This window comes from Gemmatimonadaceae bacterium (assembly GCA_036504815.1).
In the GTDB taxonomy this organism is placed as follows: domain Bacteria; phylum Gemmatimonadota; class Gemmatimonadetes; order Gemmatimonadales; family Gemmatimonadaceae; genus PNKL01.
On sequence record DASXUN010000001.1, the window covers coordinates 1 to 19,469 of the forward strand.

Below are 19,469 nucleotides of genomic sequence, written 5' to 3' on the forward strand. Positions count from 1 at the left end.
CACCTGCGCCAGGACCCGTGCCCGCTCCAACTCTCGTGTCGACATCCCCGTGCGCCCCATCCCGGCCTCCTCGCGAGGCCTCGAATCTGGGGGACACTTCTACTGGTCGCACCACGGGGACATTATCCGCGGCGTGCAACAGGCTTGCAACTACGATTTAGGATATGGAATCCGGAGCGGGAAAAGGGATCGCGAATTGGGATATCGATCGCGATTGGCAGTGGTTCAAACATCGGCGTTGGGGCCTGTTTGCGGTTGCCGCAAGGATCCCCTGCAACCCACCGTCGAGCCTGACGCCCGACTCCCTCTGCGGCCTGCTCCCGAGCCCGCCCTCGCTCCCGCCGCCGTTCACGCCGCCTCGCCCGCGCCGCGACCGCAAGACCGCACCTCTGGCAGAACTCGCTGAGACCCCGCAAAATGCAGTTATGTCATTTCGCCGCAAAGTCTTAGGCATCGGCGCTGCGCTCCTCGCCGCGAGTTGTGCGTCGCCGGAATCTCCGCCTGATGAACCGACGAAGGACTCCGAGTCGCGCATAGCACTCCGCGCTAGCATCGGCCCCGAATTCGGTGGAACCGAAGTTGTTGTCACGGCCGACGACTCCGTGATCGTTCGGGCGACCGTGGTCGGGCGGCCTGACCTGTACGAGGCCCCGGCGCTGACCGTGAACGACACCACGGCGGTTACCATGCGGCCGGACGGCAGCGCGTTCCTGTTGCGCGCCCCCGGAACCCTGACGTTCAGCGCCACGGCCAAGGCACGCTCGGTCAACACCCGCCCGGCGCTCCTCGTGGCCAGCGGGAAATTCACGCCGGTCTGCCTGGCGTATGCCGCGGCAGGGATCAACCTCGCCGTGCGCGATTCGATCGCCGGCGTCGCCGTTTCCGGCCCCGGCGCGATGCGACTGCATGCGACGAACGGCACGGCCAGCGACTCGCTCCGCTCGCCAACCCTCATCGCCAGCTGGGCCACCGCGTGGGAGAGGCCCGGCACGTGGACCGTTTCCATCGACGCCGAAGGCTACCGCCCCTGGCAGCAGTCAGGGCTCGTGGTGACGAAGGGCCTCTGCCACGTGCGCCCCATCGCCGTGACCGCCCGCCTCCAGCGCCAGTAATCACGCGGCCGCGCCCGCGGCAGCCGCGCCGCTCCTCGCCTCGCGCAAAACCAAACGCCCCCGGGATCTCGTCCCGAGGGCGTCTGTTGTCTCTCTGTTGTTTCTCTGTTGTTTCTCTGTTGTCTCTCTGTTGTCTCTCTACCACCGATAGTGCGCAAACGCCTTGTTTGCTTCGGCCATCCGGTGCGTGTCTTCCTTCTTCTTGATGGCGTTGCCCTCGCCCTTCGAGGCGGCAATCACCTCGGCGGCGAGCTTCTCGGCCATCGACTTCTCGTTGCGGTCGCGCGAGAACGAGATCAGCCAGCGCATCGCCAGCGCCGTGCGGCGCTCGGGACGCACTTCGACCGGCACCTGGTAAGTGGCGCCACCGACGCGGCGGCTCTTCACCTCGACGACGGGCTTCAGGTTGGCCAGCGCCTGCTTGAAGACGTTCACGCCCGGCTGGCTGGTGCGGCTCTCGACGAGGTCCATCGCGCCGTAGAAGATGCGCTCGGCCGTGGACTTCTTGCCGGCGTACATCAGCACGTTGATGAACTTCGAGACGGTCTGCGAATCGTAGCGCGCGTCCGGGAGGATGGAGCGCTTGACGGCAGTTTTGCGGCGACTCATGGCTTACTTACCCCCCGCCTTCGGCTTCTTGGTGCCGTACTTGGAACGGCTCTTGTTGCGGCCGTTCACGCCCGAGGCGTCGAGCTTGCCGCGCACGATGTGGTAGCGCACGCCCGGAAGGTCCTTCACGCGGCCGCCGCGAATGAGCACGATCGAGTGCTCCTGCAGGTTGTGGCCTTCGCCGGGGATGTAGGCGGTGACTTCGAAGCCGTTGACCAGGCGGACACGCGCCACCTTGCGCAGCGCGGAGTTCGGCTTCTTGGGAGTCGTGGTGTACACGCGGGTGCACACGCCACGCTTGAACGGATTCGCCTTCAGAGCCGGAGCCTTCTCCTTGCGGGAGACGTCACGGCGGCTCTGCCGGACGAGCTGATTAATCGTCGGCATCGTATCCTGATGCTGTTCGTGAACCTGATTCTACGTGGATCACCCCGAATGGGTGGCACGGAACAGAGCCTTAAGTAATAGCGGGGAGAGGGGGGCGGGTCAATGGGAACGAGGGGTGGAACGGGGAGGAGGTAGAGGCCTGGCGAGGAGGATGGAGGGGCGGAACGAGGATGGAGTCCATTGGCGCGCCCGACGATCTCCCTCCCCGTTCCGACTCCCTTTCCCCCTCGCGTAGCCCCTACCCCCTCCTCGTTCCGCCCGTCCGCCGCCCTCACATTCCAATGAGTCCGTCCACCGGCAACTGATCCCTCGCCTTCACCGCGCTCTCGAACTCGCCGCACAGGTGCGCGATGGAGTTGGCGTAGTAGCTCACCAGCTCGCGGCCACGCGGCAGGATCAGGTAGCCGTCGCCGGCGCGCGCCACCACGCGGCGCATCCGCAGCATGCGGTACGCGCGCTCCCACGACTCCTCCACCTCGCGGTCGGCGCGCAACACGCGCGCGCCGCGCGCGACGAGCGCGGTGCGCAGTTCGGTCAGGCGCGCCAGCAGCCGGTCGCGCGGAATGAACTCGGCGTCGAACGTCTGCAGCGCCGCGCACGCCAGCGGCACCGGCGTCACGGGAATGATCGCGCCGATCCGCTCCATCACGCGGTCGCAGAACGCCTGCACCGCGGCCAGCCGCTCGGCGCGCGGCCGGTTGAACAGCGACGGACCGCCCTCCGCCACTTCTTCGAGCCACGGCAGCACCGGAATGGGCTCGCCGATCACCACGGCGGCGCGGCCGTAGCGCTTCCACCGGCGTGACAGCGCCCGCCCGACGTTCCACCCGGCGAAGCTGAGCACCTCGCCTAGCTGCGCCAGCCGACCCGGCCGCGGCGTCCCGTCGGCGGGTCGCAGTTCCCGCAGCAGCGTGCGGTCCTCGAGCACCCGATCGTAGTTCACCGCCACCGGAATCACGTACATCCGCTCGGCGAAGCCGGGTTCGCGCGCCACGCCCAGCATGTAGTCGAGGAGGCCCACCTTGGCGGGGCGCAGGCGCCCATCGCGCGTCAGCCCGCCCTCGGGGAAGATCCCCTGCGTCACGCCGTTGCGCGTGATGAGCTGCACGTAGCGCTCGAGCACGCGGTGGTAGAGCGGCTCGCGATACCGTCGCCGCACGAAGTACGATCCGAACGACTTGAAGAGGTACTCGAGCGGGAAGACCCGCGCCCACTCGCCCACCGCATACGAGATGGCCACCTCGCCGGCGAGTGCGTAGCTCGCCACCATGAAGTCGGCGTTGCTGCGATGATTGATGAGGTAGACCACGATGGACTCGCGCGGCAGCGCCTCGATGCTCTCGCGCCGCACGTGGTCCACCGAAACCTTGTAGAAGATCGAGAGCAGCGCCTTCGACACCGCGTAGCCGAACTGGTAGTACATCAGCAGCGAGAAGGCCGGGATGATCTCCGCCAGATACCCGCGCACCCGCCCCCACACCTCGCGCTCCGGCCGGCCGTGCTCGCGCGCGTGCGCCGCCACCGCCACCGCCACCTCGGGATCGTTGAGCAGCGCCTCGGTGATGTATCGCTTGCCCGTCAGCTTGAAACGGTCGATGCGCGCGCCGAACCGCCGGTGCGCGCGGCGTGCCGTGCGCCGCACCCAGCGCCGCCAGTACCAACCCGCGCCGAGTACGATTGCCACGGCGAGGACCGCGGCCGCGAGGAGGACATCGACGACGGGCAGCGCCACGCGCTAGAACCAGTCGCCGAAGCGCAGGTACAGGGTGCCGCGCGCCCGGTCGTTGACGCCGTACTCGAGGGCCAGCGGACCGAGCGCGGTGGTCACGCCGACGCCGCCGCGCGCGCCGAAGTAGCCGCGGGCGTCGCGGAAGACGCCATAGGTGCGCTCCTGGAACGCCCCGCCCGCCACCATCCCCTGCAGGTTGATTGCTCCGTACACCGGGTGCGACGCGCGCAGGGCTGCCATCCCTGCCTGCGCCCCGCGGAGTTCCTGCAGCTTGAAGCCGGGGAACCCGACGTCGGTGCCGCCGAGGAACGCGCTGCGCTGCAGCGGCAGCCGTTCGCCGAGCACGGCGGAGAGGACGCTCTCCACCATGAGGCCACGGCGCGTGGCGCTCCGGCGCAGTTCCACGGAGGCGCGCCAGTAGCGCCGCGTACCCTCGAACTCGACGGAACCGCGCGGCATCCGGTCGGAGGCCGCCGATGACTGCAGGCGGAGGCGCGCGCCGAGCGCCGTGGGAGTGCCGGCGAAGACGGGCTCATCCCACTGCCGCGCGAAGATGGTGAAGGCGCCGGTGGCGCGCCGCGTCAGGCGCCGCTCGATCCCCGCCTCGGCGAGCCAGTCCGCGGTGCGGATGCCCGGATACTCCACGCCGTCGCGAATGTCGCGCACCTGCATGCGCGTGATGGTGCCGCCGATGAGCGGTGACCACAGTGAGCCCAGCACGTCATAGCTTCGCCGCAGCGTCACCTGCAGCTCCTGTTGCAGCTGGCCCACGGCGAGCACACCGGTGGCCTCGGCGTTGCGTCCGCGCAGGCGCTGGATGCGCCCCACCCAGACGCGCGGACCGAGTTCGCGGTCGTACGCCGCCCCCGCCAGCAGCTGGTCGGCGCTGGACGTCTGCGCCTCGGCCGCGAGCTGCACCGAGTCGCCCGCGACACGCTGCGGATGCAGCCAGATGGATTGAAAGCGGTCCACCTGGGCGAGCGACCGCAACCGCTCCTGAAATTGGGGCAGGTCCGGCGTGTGCCCGCCGAGATCGCCCAGCGCCAGCCACAGGACGCTCGCCAGTTCGGGCGGGACGCTGCCGGGCATGAGGTACGAGGTCAGCGGCGGCACCGTGCCGCGCGGGCGCACGCGGCCACTCGGCAGGCAGGGCGCGGTCGCCAACCCCGCGGCGGCGCGGTATCCGGCGGCGATGACGCGATCGATGTTCGCCGGCGAGAAATCGAGCTGGTTGACGCCGCTGACGTCGGACGCCAGCCAGACGTCGCCAGGCCGCAGCGGCGGCAGCGGCTGCTCGAAGACGAAGGCGAGGAGCTGCCCGGCAATCGACAGGGGGTCGTCCTCGCTCAAGTCGAAATGCGACGTGTCGCGCAGGCTCGAGACGATGACGCGCGTGGCCCCCAGGCGGCGCGCCACCGCAATCGGGACATTGTCCACGATGCCGCCATCCACGAGGTCGCGTCCACCGACGCGCACCGAGCGAAAGATGATGGGAATCGCGCCGCTGGCGCGCACCGCCTGCGCCAGGTCGCCGCCCGCGAGGACCACCTGTTCGCGCGTGCTGAGATCAGCGGCGATCGCGCGGAACGGCACCGGCAGGCGGTCGAAGTTGCCGGCCGCGATGAGATTGCCCCGGGCGTAGAGCGCGCTGACCAGCGCGTTGAGCGGCCGCTCGCGCACGACGCTCGTGCGCAGCACCAGTCCCTGGCTGCCGCCCTCCCAGACGAGGATCGCGCGCCGCGTGCCGAGGGACGGCGGCGTGGGCGCGCTGTATCGCCCGACCAGCGTGTCGAGGCCCAGCGCCTTGACGTCGCGTTCGATCTCGTCCACCCCGAGCCCGCTCGCCCACAGCGCGCCCATGATGGCGCCGGCGCTGGTGCCGACTACGACGTCGGGCACAATGCCGAGCGAGTCGAGCATGCGCAGCACCGCGAGGTGCGCAAACCCCTTGGCCCCGCCGCCGGGGAGCACCAGGGCGAGCTTGCCGCCCGCGGGACCGCAGGTGGCCGCGGGAGCCTGTTCCTGCGCTGCGGCGCGGTGCGGAACCGACAGCGCCACCGCGGACGCCAGCCCAAGGAGGGTCGTTCGCGCACAGCGCGCGATGCGCGAGGGGGTGTCAGTGGGAGTGCGCAGCATCTGGTGCCAGTATCCGCCCGCGCACGACGCGGGTCAAGCGCGGGCGGTCCGGCGGGCTGGCGGCGCAGCCTGATCCACGCCGTGCCAACGGGATCCGGCGGGGGACCGCAGTGGCCGCTACACGACTGGACTGCGAATGGTGGCGGGCGGCGGCGCCGCGAGGTGCGACCAATCCCGTTTCTCATCGGTCACCGTGCGCAGGATCCAGGACGACAGGATGACGAAGCCCATCAGCACGATGACCCCGACGCCCTGCCCCTGCGCGGGCCGCATCAGCCCGCTCTCGATCGTCGCCTTGGCGACGAGCGCCCAGATGAACGGGCCGGTGATCGCCGAAAAACGCCCGACCATGCCGTAGAGTCCGTAGAACTCGCCGATGCGGTCGGGGGGCGTGAGGCGCAGCATCAGCGGCCGGTCGGCCGACCAGACGCCGCCCATCCCGATGCCGGCGAGGGAGGCGACGACGTACAGCACCGACAGCGGGAGGGTGAGCAGGCCGATGGCCGCCGCCAGGATGAAGTCGAACACCCAGAGACGCAGCACCCAGTTGAGCGTGGCCTTCGGGCCGATGCGGTCCACGATGCGTCCCCACATGAAGCCGCCGAGCACCGCGAACGTGATGGCGACCATCATGATCTTCATCCCGGCCGCGCTTCCCTGCTGGGCCGGCAGGCCGTTGGCATCGGCCACATTGAGCGTGTACAGGAACATGATGCTGATGACGGTGTTGATCGCGTCGGTGTAGAAGATGCGCCCGATGAGGAAGCGCAGCAGGCCGGGGTACTTCTCACCCTCGCGCAGCGTCTGGATCGTGACGCGGGTGCTCTCCACGGTGGCCGCCCACGAGAAGACCGGGCGCGGGTTCGGGTTCCCGCGCTCCTTCACGAAGAGGAAGCACGGAATGCTCAGCATCAGGAACACGGCGGCGATGGCGACGAACAGCACCTGCAGATGTTCGGTGCCGAACACGAAGCCCAGCGTCACCGCGATGTACGATCCGAGGTAGCCGATCCCCACGCCGATGCCGCCGATGCGTCCGCGGTTCTCCTCGGTGGAGACGTCGGGGAGCATGGCGTCATAGAACTGGAGCCCCGCCGAATAGGCCGCGTTGGCGACGATGAAGCAGAGCATGGTCGGCCAGAATCCGACGCTGCCGAGCACCGCGGTGAGCCCCACGCAGAGGAGGGTGCTCCAGACCAGGAACGGCATGCGGCGCGGCGCCCGGTCCGTCATCCCGCCCAGGAGCGGCGAGATGACGAAGATGATGGCCATCGAGACCGCCGAGACGTTGCCGTAGAGCGCGTCGGCGCGGCCGGCGCCCACGTGGTCGCGAATGTACTTGGAGAAGTACATCGAGACGATGCCCATCGAGAAGATGGTGTTGGCAAGGTCGTAGACCCACCACGACCAGACGGCGCGACGCGTGACGACGTGCTCGGGGGTAGCAGCGGAGGTGATCGCAGGGGCGGTCATCGGCTCGTCGGAAGTGAAGCGCAGAATGTGGATCGCTGGCGGCCGCGGCGCCACTCCAAGCAGGCGCGCTCAGCGGTCGGCGACGGGGAGGTAGACGCGCAGCACGCGGCCGCGTCCGTCGGCGTCGTCCGCGTGCACGGCCCCGCCGAGGCGCCGCACCAGCCCGTGCACCAGGGCCAGGCTGGCCACCGGGTTGTCGCGCGACGGGAAGCCGGCCTCCAGGGTGCGACGCGCCTCCGCGCCGGCTGCGCGCCCGCTTGAATCGGTGATCTCGATCTCCGCGTGGAGCGGCGCGGCGGCAAGGTCAAGCCGCGCGCGCTGCGGGGCATCCAGCTGACGGACGCGAAGCGTCACCTCGATGAGTCCGGTTCCATGCAGGTGGTCGCACGCGTGCTCCACGAGCGACCGGAGCACGGCGGCCATCGCGTTGGGCTCGGCCAGAACCGGCACGGCGTCGTTCGGCAGGTGCCAGCGCATCTCGATGTGCTCGCGGACCCGCGCGCCGATTGGCTCCTGCTGCGCACGCAGCAACGCCGCGAGATCGATGACGCTGACCACACGAGACAGGTCGGACGTGAAGGAGAGCACGTGGCGAAGCTGCGCCGCGGCCAGCAGGGCGGCGCGGTGGATCTCCGCGGATGGCGAGGGCGACTCGCTGCCGGGGGCATCCTCCACCAGTTCCGCGTTGACGGTGATCGTCGTGAGCAGGTTGTTGAGCTCGTGGGCCATTCCGGCCGCGAATGTGCCGACGAGCTCCATCCGTTCCGCTTCGCGAATGCGCCGCGACATCTGTTCCTGCAACCGGCGGCGGCGAACCAGCAGCACGCTGAGCCAGGCGAGCAGCACGAGGAGCGCCGAGACCACCGTGAGCACGTCCCGCCGCCACCAGACGGGCGCCGGCACCTCGAACGCCAGGCGCGCCGGCGCCTGGGAGGTGACCCCGAGTGGCGTGCGCGCCTCGACCCACAGCATGTGGCGCCGCCACGGCACGTGCGCCGGCGCCGTGATTTCCGTCGCCGCCGACCACGCTGACCATTCCTCGTCGTCGAGCCGCCAGCGCGACTCGAGATCCACCGGCGCGAACGTGCCGCGTTCCGTCGCCACGCTCCACCGCAGCTTCAGCTCTCCACCCTCGGCGCGCGACGGCAGGGGAATGACCCGCGGGCGCGCCGCCGCCAGTTCGTCGAGCCGCACCCGGAGCACGCCGGCCCCCATCGTGCCGACGTACAAGTCACTCCCCGAGGTGACGAGGGGCCAGACATTGAGCGTCGGCAGGCCGAGCGCTCGTGAGAGCCTGGTCCATCCTTCCCCCACGCGGAGCCAGATGCCATCCGCGTTCGATGCCCAGATGCGTCCGTCGCCGGCGCGATAGACCGTCACCTGCCCCGTGGGCGCCGCACCGGAGGTGTCGGGCAACTCGGCGCGAAGGCCGGGAAGCACGCGAAGCACCCCGGACGGCCGTACTGACACCCACAGCGCGCCGCTGTCGGCGAGGGCGAGTGAGAATGCCACATCACCCGCTTGGTCCCGCGCCGGCGGCACGAGCACGAACGTACCGGCGGAGTCGCGCAAGACGCCGCGATTGGTGGCGAACCAGCGCTGACCGATGGAATCCTGCACCATATCGTAGAAACGGCCGCCGGCGACCGAGGGCGGCAGCGTCACCGCGTCGATGCGCCCCGCCGCTTCGCGCCAGACGCCGCCGCGCCCATGCTGGCCGAACGGGATGCCCAGCAGCCAGCACGATCCGTCCCGGTCGCGCACGATCCGGTGGATGCCAGCCTGGTCGAGGCCGGGAGCGTCGGTGCGACGTCGCCAGCCGTTTGCGGTTCGGTGAAAAACGCCCGGAACGCTGCCCCCGCTTCCCGCCCACATTTCGCCGCTGCGTCCCCATGCCACCGTGGTGAAGACGACGCCCCTTGGGCTGAACACGACCTGCAGCACGCCCTTTGGATCGAGCAACGCGACGCCGCCGGCCGTCGCCGCCGCGAGGCGACCGTCGTCGGCGACGGCGAGGCCATTTACCCGATTCGCCGGGGCCGGCGCCGGCAGGCGCCACTGGGCCCGCCGCCCGCTCGTGCGCCGCCACAGCACCATGCCATCACGGGTGGCCAACCAGACATCGCCCGATCCATCGAACATCGCACCGGTGGTGGGCACAGCGTACGACGGCAGCTGGAGCCGTCGCCATTCTGACGATTCGGCGAACATCACGTCGCCGGCGTCGAGCACCACGAGGCCTTCATCCTTCGGACCGATGGCGATCGCCGCCGGCGCATCGTGCCCGAACTCGGCGAGCCGCCGCCAGCGCGGACCCGTGTGTGGTCCGCGCGCCCAGACGCCCTGTCGCGGGTCGGAGGTGCGCACCACGAGGCGCACCTCGCCCGCCGCGTTCCAGGTGATTCTCGAAATGGCCCCGGCCCCGCCGTTGAACGGCGGTTCCGACACCCAGGCGCCGTCACGTCGGCTCCAGGTCTCCAGCCCGACGGACAGGAGAACCGTTTCGTCCGGACCCTGTTGCAGTTGCAGATCGTACATCTGGATCGGCCGCCTTCCCGGCCAACGCTCCTCGTGCCACGCACCTCCCACCCTTCGCGCGAGACGCAGCACTCCGTTCAAGACGAAGGCGCCCCACAACTCGCCGCCACGGGCGACCGCCACGCTGAACCAGACGGCGCCCGCCGCGGGACTCGGCACGAGGCGCGCCGGCTCGCCACGCCGCGCCACACGCCAGATGTCGGGACCGTATCGAATCAGCACCGCGCCGTCCTCGGCCACGACGATCGGTCCCGAGCGTCCACCCTGCAGGAGGTGTCCGGCGGAATCGGCAACCAGTTGCCAGCGATACCCGTCGTACCACGCCGGGCCCTGCCCGGTCGACACCCAGATGGTGCCATCCTTTGCCCGCCCGATCGCGTCGATGACTGGCGATGGGAGCCCCTCGGCGACGCCAAATCGCACCCATCGCCACTCGTCCACCGGCGAGGACTGCGCGGCGGCGGAGACGCCCGTCAGCGCGAGGGCGAGGAGTGGAGCGAAGTGGGCTGCCAGGAACAATCGCCTGGAGTCGCGTCGCCTACGGCGGCGAAGCATGTGCACGATCGGGGTTCGTATTGCGCTCGGTGGCGAGGTGGCGCCTTGAACACGGCGTTGCCACTCATCAACCTAGGCGATCCGGCGCCGAACGGCGACGGACAGAGTGTCCGGTGTGACGGCCGGGTGGCTTCCCGTGACGAAAAAGACCGGATACGCCATCCGCAGCGTGCTCCCGCTCCCCCGCACCACGCTCTGTTCGCTGCACCCAGCTCGCCACTCTGCCTGTGCCCGTGCCCCGCGATGCGAAACGGGAGCCGCAACCGAATGGTCGCGGCCCCCGTTTCGCATCGCGTCTTACCAGTCGACCCGCAACCCGGCCTGCATCTGCCGCGCCGCGTACGCGCCCGTCGCCACGCCAAAGGACGGGACCGCCGTGCCGGTGGCCGTGAACTGCGTGCCGCCGTACGACAGCTTGTTGTACCAGTTGAACAGGTTGAACACCTCGGCGGAGAAGCTGATCTTCTTGCCGCCGATCGCGTAGAGCTGCCGCGCGAGGCGCATGTCCACCGTGCGATAGTAGTTCGGGAAGGCGTTCGCCGGCAGCGCCGTGCGCTGGCCCACCGTCGTCCGCGTGCCGCCCGGCCAGTCGTCGCCGGTGATGTTGTCGAGGTTGACGTCGCGGCCGTCGATCTGCAGGAACGGACGCGGGCTGGCGATCGTGGCGATCGCCGAGATGTTGAAGCCGAACGGAATCGGCGTCACCGTGGACAGCACCAGGCGGTGGCGCTCGTCGCCCGACGTGCGCTGGCGGTCGAACAGGAACGGCAGCGCATAGTTGGGCAGCGCGCCCGAGATGTCGAAGCTTCCCTCGTACCAGGCCAGCGTGTACGCGAGGTTCACGCGGGTCTTGTTGCGCTGGTACGTGGACGACACCAGGAACGCCGAGTACCAGGCCTCGCCGATGTCATCCCAGAGGACGATGTCGCCGTAGCGCGACGTCAGCTTGCGCGCGCTGGGCGTCACCGACTTGTCGGTGTAGTTCGGGTTGCGCTGGACGTAGAGGTTGGTCAGGTGCTGGCGCACGTAGTCCACGTTGATGCCGAACTGCTCCGTGAACTGGTGCCCGATGCCGAGCGACATCTGCAGGTTCTTCGGCGTCTTCATGTCGTGCTTCATCAGGATCGGCGCCGGCGATCCCGACTGGCCGGCCAGCACGCGCTGCCGCAGGACCGCGGGGTCCTTGGTGGGCGTGTTGGTCGTGTTGTTGAACGTGAAGTTGTAGACGCGCCACGTCGAGTTCTTGCGCTCCTGGAAGCCCATGAAGCTCGTCACGCGGTCGTAGATGATGCCCACGCCGCCGCGCACGAACGTCCGGTTCTGCCTGGTCGGATCCCACGAGAACGAGACGCGCGGCGAGAAGTTGCCGAGCTGGTTCTTGCGGTCGCCGCGGTTCAGGAAGCCGGCGAGCGGGCCATTGTTGGCCTCGAGGCGCTGCAGCGTCGTGTCGCTCGCCCACGGCACCGTGTACTTGTTGTTCATCGTGTTGAGCTCGGCGTCGTGACGGACGCCGATGCTCAGCGTAAAGTTGTCCTTGATGCGCCACTCGTCGTTCACGTACACGCCGGTCACGATCGCGTCGGCGCTGGCCTTGGCATCCTCGGTCGTGTTCGGGCTCGTGAAGCCGACCGCGATGTTGGCGAGGTACGGCATGGACGACGTGTCGGTCAGGAACGTGAACGTGCCGTTGGCGTTGTTCGCGAAGTCCTGGCTGGCGGAGATGCTGGCCAGCTCGATGCCCGTCTTGATGGTGTGCGAGCCCGACGCGTTGTCGATGTTCCACGTGGCGCGGTCGACCACGCGCACGTGCAGTTCATTGAGGAAGAGCGGGAAGCCGCTCGTGCCGAACGAGATGCCCGGGTAGTTGAACTGCGGGCCGGGCTTGAGCGGCGCTTCCTTGTGGCCCCAGCTGACGAGCTGGAGGCTCGCTTCGTTCACGAAGTTGCCGCCCGGCTTCAGGTAGCGCTGGCGGAGCTGCGCCGTGTAGATGTCGTAGTTCTGCGAGATGCCGCCGTCCTGCGAGACCTTCGCGCCGAAGTTGCCCTCGCCGTCCAGCAGGCGTGCCGACACCATGGCGTCGTACGTGACCGTCGGGCTCTGCACGTAGGTCAGGCGCCCGAAGAGGGTGTGGTTCTTGTTCGGGGCGAGAAACGACCCCTGGTACTGCGACCACGGCCCGCTCGTCGGGTTGACGTCGAGGTAGAAGTTCGTGTTCGTCAGTTCGTAGCTCGTCGCGAGGAAGAGCTTGTCCTTCTTCAGCGGGCCGCGGAGGTTGAAGCCCAGCTGCTGGCGGCTGTAGTCCGGCACCTTCTTCTGGAAGGCGTTCTGCGTGATCATCGCCTTGTTCTGCAGGAACCCGAACGCCGACCCTTCCCACTTGTTCGTGCCGCGGCGGCTTTCCGTCGAGATGACGTACGACCCGGCGCGTGAATACTCGGCGTCGTACGGGTTCACGAAGACGCGGAACTGCTCGAGCGCCTCCTGCGGGAGCGGCGATCCCGTCTGGCCGAGGCCGACGATGTTGCCGTTGTACAGGCTCTTCATTTCCACGCCGTCGACGTAGACGTTGAAGAAGCGGTTGTCCGGCGCGCCGCCGGCCGACGGCAGCGTGCGGCCCGACTGCGGCGCATACGTCTTGATGCCCGGGGCGACGCCCGCGAGGTTCATCAGGCCGCGCGCGTTGAGCGGCAGGTTCTCGATCTCGGCGCGCATCACGGGCGCCGACACCGAGAGTCGCTGGACTTCCACCTGCTTGACCTTCTCGCCGATGATGGTCTGCGCCGCCAGCTCCGCGACGCCCTTCTCCATGTTGAACTCGAGGCGCGCGCGCTGGCCAATGGCCAGCTGCACCTTCTGGCCGGTCGGCTTGTAGCCGATGGCGCGGACGGTCACCGCGTACTGGCCGGTGAACAGGCCAAGGACACGGAATTCGCCGTTGGCGCGGGTGACTGCCCGGGCCGTTTCCTGCGTGGCGACGTTGGTGATCGTCACCTGCGCATCAACGATGGGCTGTCCCTCGGACCGAACGACGCCCGTCAGGATGACGGTGTTCTGGGCGAACGCACCCGTGGCAATCGTCGCCACGAGGGTGAGCGCCGCGAGCGCATGGCTCACGAGTCTCCGCATGCGTCTTCTCCTGGAGCTGTGGTGGGAAGGGGGGGTGGGGGGCTGGGCGGCGGGCGACGCCGCGATGTTGCAGTAGGCCAAATCGCGTCAGGTGGCGCCGGTGCGGGCATCCACTTGGGCGCGTAACTTAGGGTGCCCGCCACGATTTTGCCATCCTTGTTAATGATTGCCCGCCCGCTCGCCGCCCTCCTCCTGCTGACTGCAGATGCCACGGCCACCTTGGCCCAGCATCCTCTGCCCGGCCCCGCCGACTCCCTGCGCGTGGATACGCTGGCGCCCGGGGTCACGCATCGGCGCGCCGTCTACCCGGCGGGGCCGTGGGTCGTTCACATCGTCGCGGTGGACCTGCGGCGCGCCGGCATCGCCGTTCGCCAGGTGCGGGCGCACGATCGCCTAACGACGCGCGAACGGGTGAGCGCGATGAGCGAGCGGCGAGCGGCCGCCGGTGACCGCGTACTCGCCGCCGTGAACGCCGACTTCTTCGACCTCGCCTCTGGCGGGAGCGAGAACAACGTTCTCGTCGATGGGGAGTGGTGGAAGGGCGTGCGCGTCACGGAGTCGCCGTACGACACCTACGACAACATCCATGCGCAGTTCGCGCTCGACGCCGCGGGGCGACCGCTGATCGAGCGGTTCGCGTTCGACGGCTGGGCACGCACGCCGCGGGCCGGGTTTCCGCTCATCGCGCTGAACGCCCTGCCGCTGGGCGCGTACGAAGGGACGGCGCTCTGGACCCCGCGCTTCGGCCCGACCACCCCGCGGGACACCGTGCGTCCGACCACCGAACTGACGCTCCTGCCAGTGGGCCGGCGCGCCGACACCTTGCTTTACGTGCGGCGCGGCGCCACCCGAGGCGGCGGCAGCGCGATTCCGGCGCAGGGCGCGGTGCTCGCCGCCTACGGCGCGCGGGCCGCCACGCTCGATTCCACGGCCGATGGCGACACCGTTCGCCTCACGCTCGGCACCGCACCGGCAACGATGCCGCGGCGCGGCGCCCTGTCGCTCGTAGTCGGCGGCTGGCCGCGCATCCTGCGCGACGGCGTGAACATCGCGCCCCGCGCCCCGGCCGAGGAGGGCACCATCTCGCGGAACGCCGAGCTTCGCCATCCGCGCACGGCCATCGCGTTCACGCGCGACAGTACCACGCTCCTCGTGGTGACGGTGGACGGACGCTCCACGGCGAGCGTCGGCATGACGCTCGTCGAACTCGCCGCGTTCATGAAATCGCTCGGCGCCTGGAACGCGCTGAACCTCGACGGCGGCGGCTCGACCACGATGGTGATCGGCGGCAAGGTCGTGAACGTCCCCTCCGACCGCACCGGCGAACGCGAGGTGGGGAGCGCCCTGCTGATCGTTCAACGAAATCACTGAGCCCCCCTCACTCCGCACCACACCCTGCTCCGGGCACCCCGCACCACACCGTGCCCGTGCCCCTGCACCCGGCAAAGCACAGCGGCCCGCCTCTTACGAGGCGGGCCGCTGTGCCTTGTCCGTCTACTCCAGCTCTTCCGCGCCGAGCGGCGACAGGTCGTCGGCCACTGACGGGAGCGGGCCGAGGTCGCCCAGCCCGAACTCGGGCTCGGGAAGCGCCGGCGCCTCGACGTCCATGTCCACCTGCTGGTACCGGTACATGCCGGTGCCGGCCGGGATGAGATGGCCGATGATGATGTTCTCCTTGAGGCCGAGGAGGTTGTCCTTGGCCCCGCGGATGGCGGCATCGGTCAGCACCCGGGTCGTCTCCTGGAAGGAGGCGGCCGAGATGAACGACTGCGTCGTGAGGCTGGCCTTCGTGATGCCGAGCAGCAGCGGCTCGGACGTCGCGGCGGTCTGCTTCTTCTTCTTCGACTTGTCGTTGGCGTCGCGGAAGGTCGCCTTGTCCACGTTCTCGCCTTCGAGGAACTCGGTCTCGCCCGAGTCGAGCACGCGGACCTTCTGCAGCATCTGGCGCACGATCACGCCGATGTGCTTGTCGTTGATCTTCACGCCCTGCAGGCGATAGACCTCCTGCACCTCGTTGAGCAGGTACTCCTGCACGGCGCGGGGGCCCTTGATGCGCAGGATGTCGTGCGGGTTCACCGGCCCTTCCGACAGGCGGTCACCGGCGCGCACGCGGTCGCCCTCGTGGACGCGCAAGTGCTTGCCGGCCGCCACTTCGTAGAGCTGCGCCGGCACCGTCTCGTCCATCGAGCCGCTGCCGTCGAGCGGCTGCACGAAGATCTCGCGCTTGCCGCGCTTGATGTCGCCGAACCGCACGACGCCGTCGATCTCCGAGATGGTGGCCGGATCCTTCGGCCGGCGCGCCTCGAACAGCTCGGCGACGCGCGGCAGGCCGCCCGTGATGTCGCGGGTCTTGTAAGCCTCGCGGCTGATCTTGGCGATGGTCGTGCCGGCGGCGACGTTCTCGCCGTCGTCGATGATGAGCTGCGCGCCCACCGGGATGACGAAGTCGCGGACCTTCTTCTCCTTGCCGCCCTTCGTCGTCCAGACCTCGATGTGCGGGTGCAGCTTCTTCTCGCGGTCCTCGATGACCACCCGCTGGCGCAGGCCGGTGAGCTCGTCGAGCTCCTCGGCGAAGCTCTCATCCTCGACGAGGTCGACGAACTTGATCGTGCCCTCGGTGTCGGTGATGATCGGGTTGGTGTACGGATCCCACGTGAAGACGACGGCGTCCTTCTTCACTTCCTCGCCGTCCTTGACCATCAGGATGGCGCCGAGCGGCACGTGGAGGCGCGCCGCGACGGGCGCGTTCTTGTCGGCCGTCGCGCGGACGAAGAGCTCGCCCTCGTACGACGTGACCACGCGCTGGCCTTCGCGATTGATGACGGTGAGCAGGCGGTCGCCGTACTCGACGATGCCCGACACCTTCGACTTGCGGGCGGTCTGCTCGGCGATGCGCGCCGCGGTGCCGCCGATGTGGAACGTGCGGAGCGTCAACTGCGTCCCCGGCTCGCCGATCGACTGCGCGGCGATGATGCCGACCGCCTCGCCGATGTCCACCATCTTCATGGTGGCCAGGTTGCGGCCGTAGCACATGCGGCAGAGGCCGCGCTTGGCCTCGCACGTCAGCACGGAGCGGATCTTCACCGACTCGATGCCGGCGTCCTCGATGGCGCGCGCGGTGTCCTCTTCCATCATCTGGCCGGCCTCGACCAGCAGGGCCGGGCGGCCCGCGTCGTCACGCAGCTGCGGATCGTACACGTCCTCCGCCGCCACGATGCCGACGATGCGCTCCGACAGCGGCTCGATGATGTCCTCGCCTTCCTTCAGCGCCGACACCTCGAGGCCCATGATCGTCCCGCAATCCTCCTCGGTGATCGTCACGTCCTGCGCGACGTCGCAGAGGCGGCGCGTCAGGTAGCCGGCGTCGGCCGTCTTGAGCGCCGTGTCGGCCAGGCCCTTGCGGGCGCCGTGCGTCGAGATGAAGTACTCGAGCACCGAGAGGCCTTCGCGGAAGTTCGACTTGATGGGGCTCTCGATGATCTCGCCGATGCCGCCGGTGAGCTTCTTCTGCGGCTTCGCCATCAGGCCGCGCATGCCGGCCAGCTGGCGGATCTGGTCGCGCGAGCCGCGCGAGCCGGAATCGAACATCATGAACACCGGGTTGAATCCCGCCTGGGATTCGCGCATGCGCTTCACCATCGCGTCGGCGATGTCGTTGTTCGCGTGCGTCCAGGTGTCGATCACCTTGTTGTAGCGCTCGCCGTTGGTGATGTTGCCGGTCGAGTACGCCTTCTGGAAGCGCTCGACGCGCGTCCCGGCCTCCTCGAGCAGCGTCTCCTTCTCCTCCGGGATCTCCAGGTCGGAGATGCCGATGGACACGCCGCCGCGCGTCGCGTTGCGGAAGCCGAACTCCTTGAGCCGGTCGAGGAACGCCACCGTCGTCGCCAGGCCGGCGGCGCGGTACGATTCGAACACGAGCTCCGAGAGCGCCTTCTTCTTCATGTCGCGGTTCTGGAACGGCAGCTCCGCGGGAACGATCTCGCTGAACATCACGCGGCCGGCGGTCGTCACCTCCCACCGCACGTCGCCCTCGGCGCCGCGCACCAGGTAGCGAAGCGCCGAGTGCGTCGTCAGCCGCCCGCTCGCGAGCGACATCTCGATTTCCGCGGCGTTGGTGAACGCCGGGAGCTTCGCCACGCGCTTCGGATCCTTGATGAGCGTGTCGAAGTCGGTCGGCGCCTTGGTCGCGAAGTAGCAGCCGAGCACGATGTCCTGGCTGGGCTCCGCCACCGGGCGGCCGTCCGCCGGCTTGAGGATGTTGTTCGACGACAGCATCAGCACGCGGCACTCGAGCTGCGCCTCGAACGACAGCGGCACGTGCACCGCCATCTGGTCGCCGTCGAAGTCGGCGTTGAACGCCGCGCAGACGAGCGGGTGGATGCGGATGGCCTTGCCTTCCACGAGCACCGGCTCGAACGCCTGGATGCCCAGGCGGTGCAGCGTCGGCGCGCGGTTGAGCAGCACCGGATGGTCGCGGATGATCTCCTCGAGGATCTCGTACACCTCGGGGCTCTCGCGCTCCACGATCTTCTTGGCGCGCTTCACCGTCTCGGCGATGCCCTTCTCCACCAGCTTGTGGATGATGAACGGCTTGAACAGCTCCAGCGCCATCGCCTTCGGCAGGCCGCACTGGTGCAGCTTGAGCTCCGGGCCCACCACGATGACCGAGCGGCCCGAATAGTCCACGCGCTTGCCGAGCAGGTTCTGGCGGAACCGGCCCTGCTTGCCCTTGAGCATGTCGGAGAGCGACTTCAGCGGGCGCTTGCCGCGGCCGCGAATCGCCTTGCTCCGGCGCCCGTTGTCGAACAGCGCGTCCACCGCCTCCTGCAGCATGCGCTTCTCGTTGCGCAGGATCACTTCCGGCGCGCGGTGCACGATCAGCTTCTGCAGGCGGTTGTTGCGGTTGATGACGCGGCGGTACAGGTCGTTCAGGTCGGACGTGGCAAAGCGCCCGCCGTCCAGCGGCACGAGCGGCCGCAGGTCGGGCGGGATCACCGGCACGACGTCCATGATCATCCACTCGGGCTTGTTGCGGACATCCGAGTGGTCGCCCGAGTTGCGGAACGCGTCCACGATCTTCAGGCGCTTCAGCTGCTGCTTCTTCTTGTGCTGCGACGTCTCCACGGCGACGCTGGCGCGAAGTTCCTCGGCCACCTTGTCGACGTCGAGGCGGCGCAGCAGCTCGCGCACCGCCGGCGCGCCGATGTCGGCCAGGAACGCCGTGTCGCCCTCGGCCTTCGCCTTCAGGCGCAGCTCGAGGAACTGTTCCTCGTCGAGCAGGTCGTTGGCGTGCACGTCCTGCTCGCCGGCATCGATGACGACGTAGTTCGAATAGTAGATGACCTTCTCGAGATCACGGAGCGTGAGGTCGAGGAGGTTGCCCATCGGGCTGGGCAGCGTCTTGAAGAACCAGATGTGCGCCACCGGCACGGCCAGCTCGATGTGCCCCATGCGGTCGCGGCGCACCTTGCTGAGCGTCACTTCCACGCCGCAGCGGTCGCAGATGACGCCGCGGTAGCGGATGCGCTTGTACTTGCCGCAGTGGCACTCCCAGTCCTTCACCGGGCCGAAGATGCGCTCGCAGAAGAGGCCGTCCTTCTCCGGCTTGAACGACCGGTAGTTGATCGTCTCCGGCTTGGTGACCTCGCCCCACGACCACCACGAGCGGAGGCCGGCCATCTCCAGCCGCTCCCGCTCCTTCGGATCGCGAGGCCCGCGGATCTCCTCCGGGCTCGCGATGCGAACCTGGATGAAGTCGAACGCCGAGGCGCGCTGTTCGCGCGCATTGCGGAAATCAATCATCG

Annotated in this window: 10 protein-coding genes; 2 read left to right on the plus strand and 8 right to left on the minus strand. The window is 68.9% G+C overall.

Annotation, left to right across the window (positions count from 1 at the left end):
- Positions 1-602: 602 nt before the first annotated feature.
- Positions 603-1,112: a hypothetical protein gene (locus VGJ96_00005; GenBank protein HEY3285484.1), complete on the plus strand. Its 510-nt coding sequence runs from the start codon at positions 603-605 to the stop codon at positions 1,110-1,112.
- A gap of 138 nt (positions 1,113-1,250) precedes the next feature.
- Here VGJ96_00005 and rpsG read toward each other — a convergent pair whose 3' ends face one another.
- From rpsG to VGJ96_00040, 7 genes are all read right to left on the minus strand, one after another.
- Positions 1,251-1,721, minus strand: a complete 471-nt coding sequence (gene rpsG / locus VGJ96_00010; GenBank protein ID HEY3285485.1) for a 30S ribosomal protein S7 — start codon at positions 1,719-1,721, stop codon at positions 1,251-1,253.
- A 3-nt stretch (positions 1,722-1,724) separates the two neighbouring features.
- On the minus strand, positions 1,725-2,108 hold the full coding sequence (gene rpsL, locus VGJ96_00015) for a 30S ribosomal protein S12 (protein ID HEY3285486.1): 384 nt from the start codon (positions 2,106-2,108) through the stop codon (positions 1,725-1,727).
- Positions 2,109-2,379: 271 nt separating this feature from the next.
- A complete protein-coding gene (locus VGJ96_00020) occupies positions 2,380-3,840 on the minus strand; it encodes a 1-acyl-sn-glycerol-3-phosphate acyltransferase (protein ID HEY3285487.1) in 1,461 nt (486 codons plus the stop codon).
- A gap of 3 nt (positions 3,841-3,843) precedes the next feature.
- Positions 3,844-5,973 carry a patatin-like phospholipase family protein gene (locus tag VGJ96_00025; GenBank protein HEY3285488.1) on the minus strand — a complete coding sequence of 710 codons (2,130 nt, stop codon included), beginning with the start codon at positions 5,971-5,973 and terminating at the stop codon, positions 3,844-3,846.
- 117 nt (positions 5,974-6,090) lie between these two features.
- A complete protein-coding gene (locus VGJ96_00030; GenBank protein ID HEY3285489.1) occupies positions 6,091-7,446 on the minus strand; it encodes an MFS transporter in 1,356 nt (451 codons plus the stop codon).
- Between the two features lie 69 nt (positions 7,447-7,515).
- Complete coding sequence (locus VGJ96_00035) at positions 7,516-10,539, minus strand: hypothetical protein (protein HEY3285490.1); 3,024 nt, start codon at positions 10,537-10,539, stop codon at positions 7,516-7,518.
- Between the two features lie 297 nt (positions 10,540-10,836).
- Complete coding sequence (locus VGJ96_00040; GenBank protein HEY3285491.1) at positions 10,837-13,665, minus strand: carboxypeptidase regulatory-like domain-containing protein; 2,829 nt, start codon at positions 13,663-13,665, stop codon at positions 10,837-10,839.
- 162 nt (positions 13,666-13,827) lie between these two features.
- Between VGJ96_00040 and VGJ96_00045 the strand changes: the two genes are divergently transcribed.
- Positions 13,828-15,036: a phosphodiester glycosidase family protein gene (locus VGJ96_00045; GenBank protein HEY3285492.1), complete on the plus strand. Its 1,209-nt coding sequence runs from the start codon at positions 13,828-13,830 to the stop codon at positions 15,034-15,036.
- Between the two features lie 123 nt (positions 15,037-15,159).
- Here VGJ96_00045 and rpoC read toward each other — a convergent pair whose 3' ends face one another.
- Complete coding sequence (rpoC, locus tag VGJ96_00050; protein ID HEY3285493.1) at positions 15,160-19,467, minus strand: DNA-directed RNA polymerase subunit beta'; 4,308 nt, start codon at positions 19,465-19,467, stop codon at positions 15,160-15,162.
- Between the last annotated feature and the right edge of the window lie 2 nt (positions 19,468-19,469).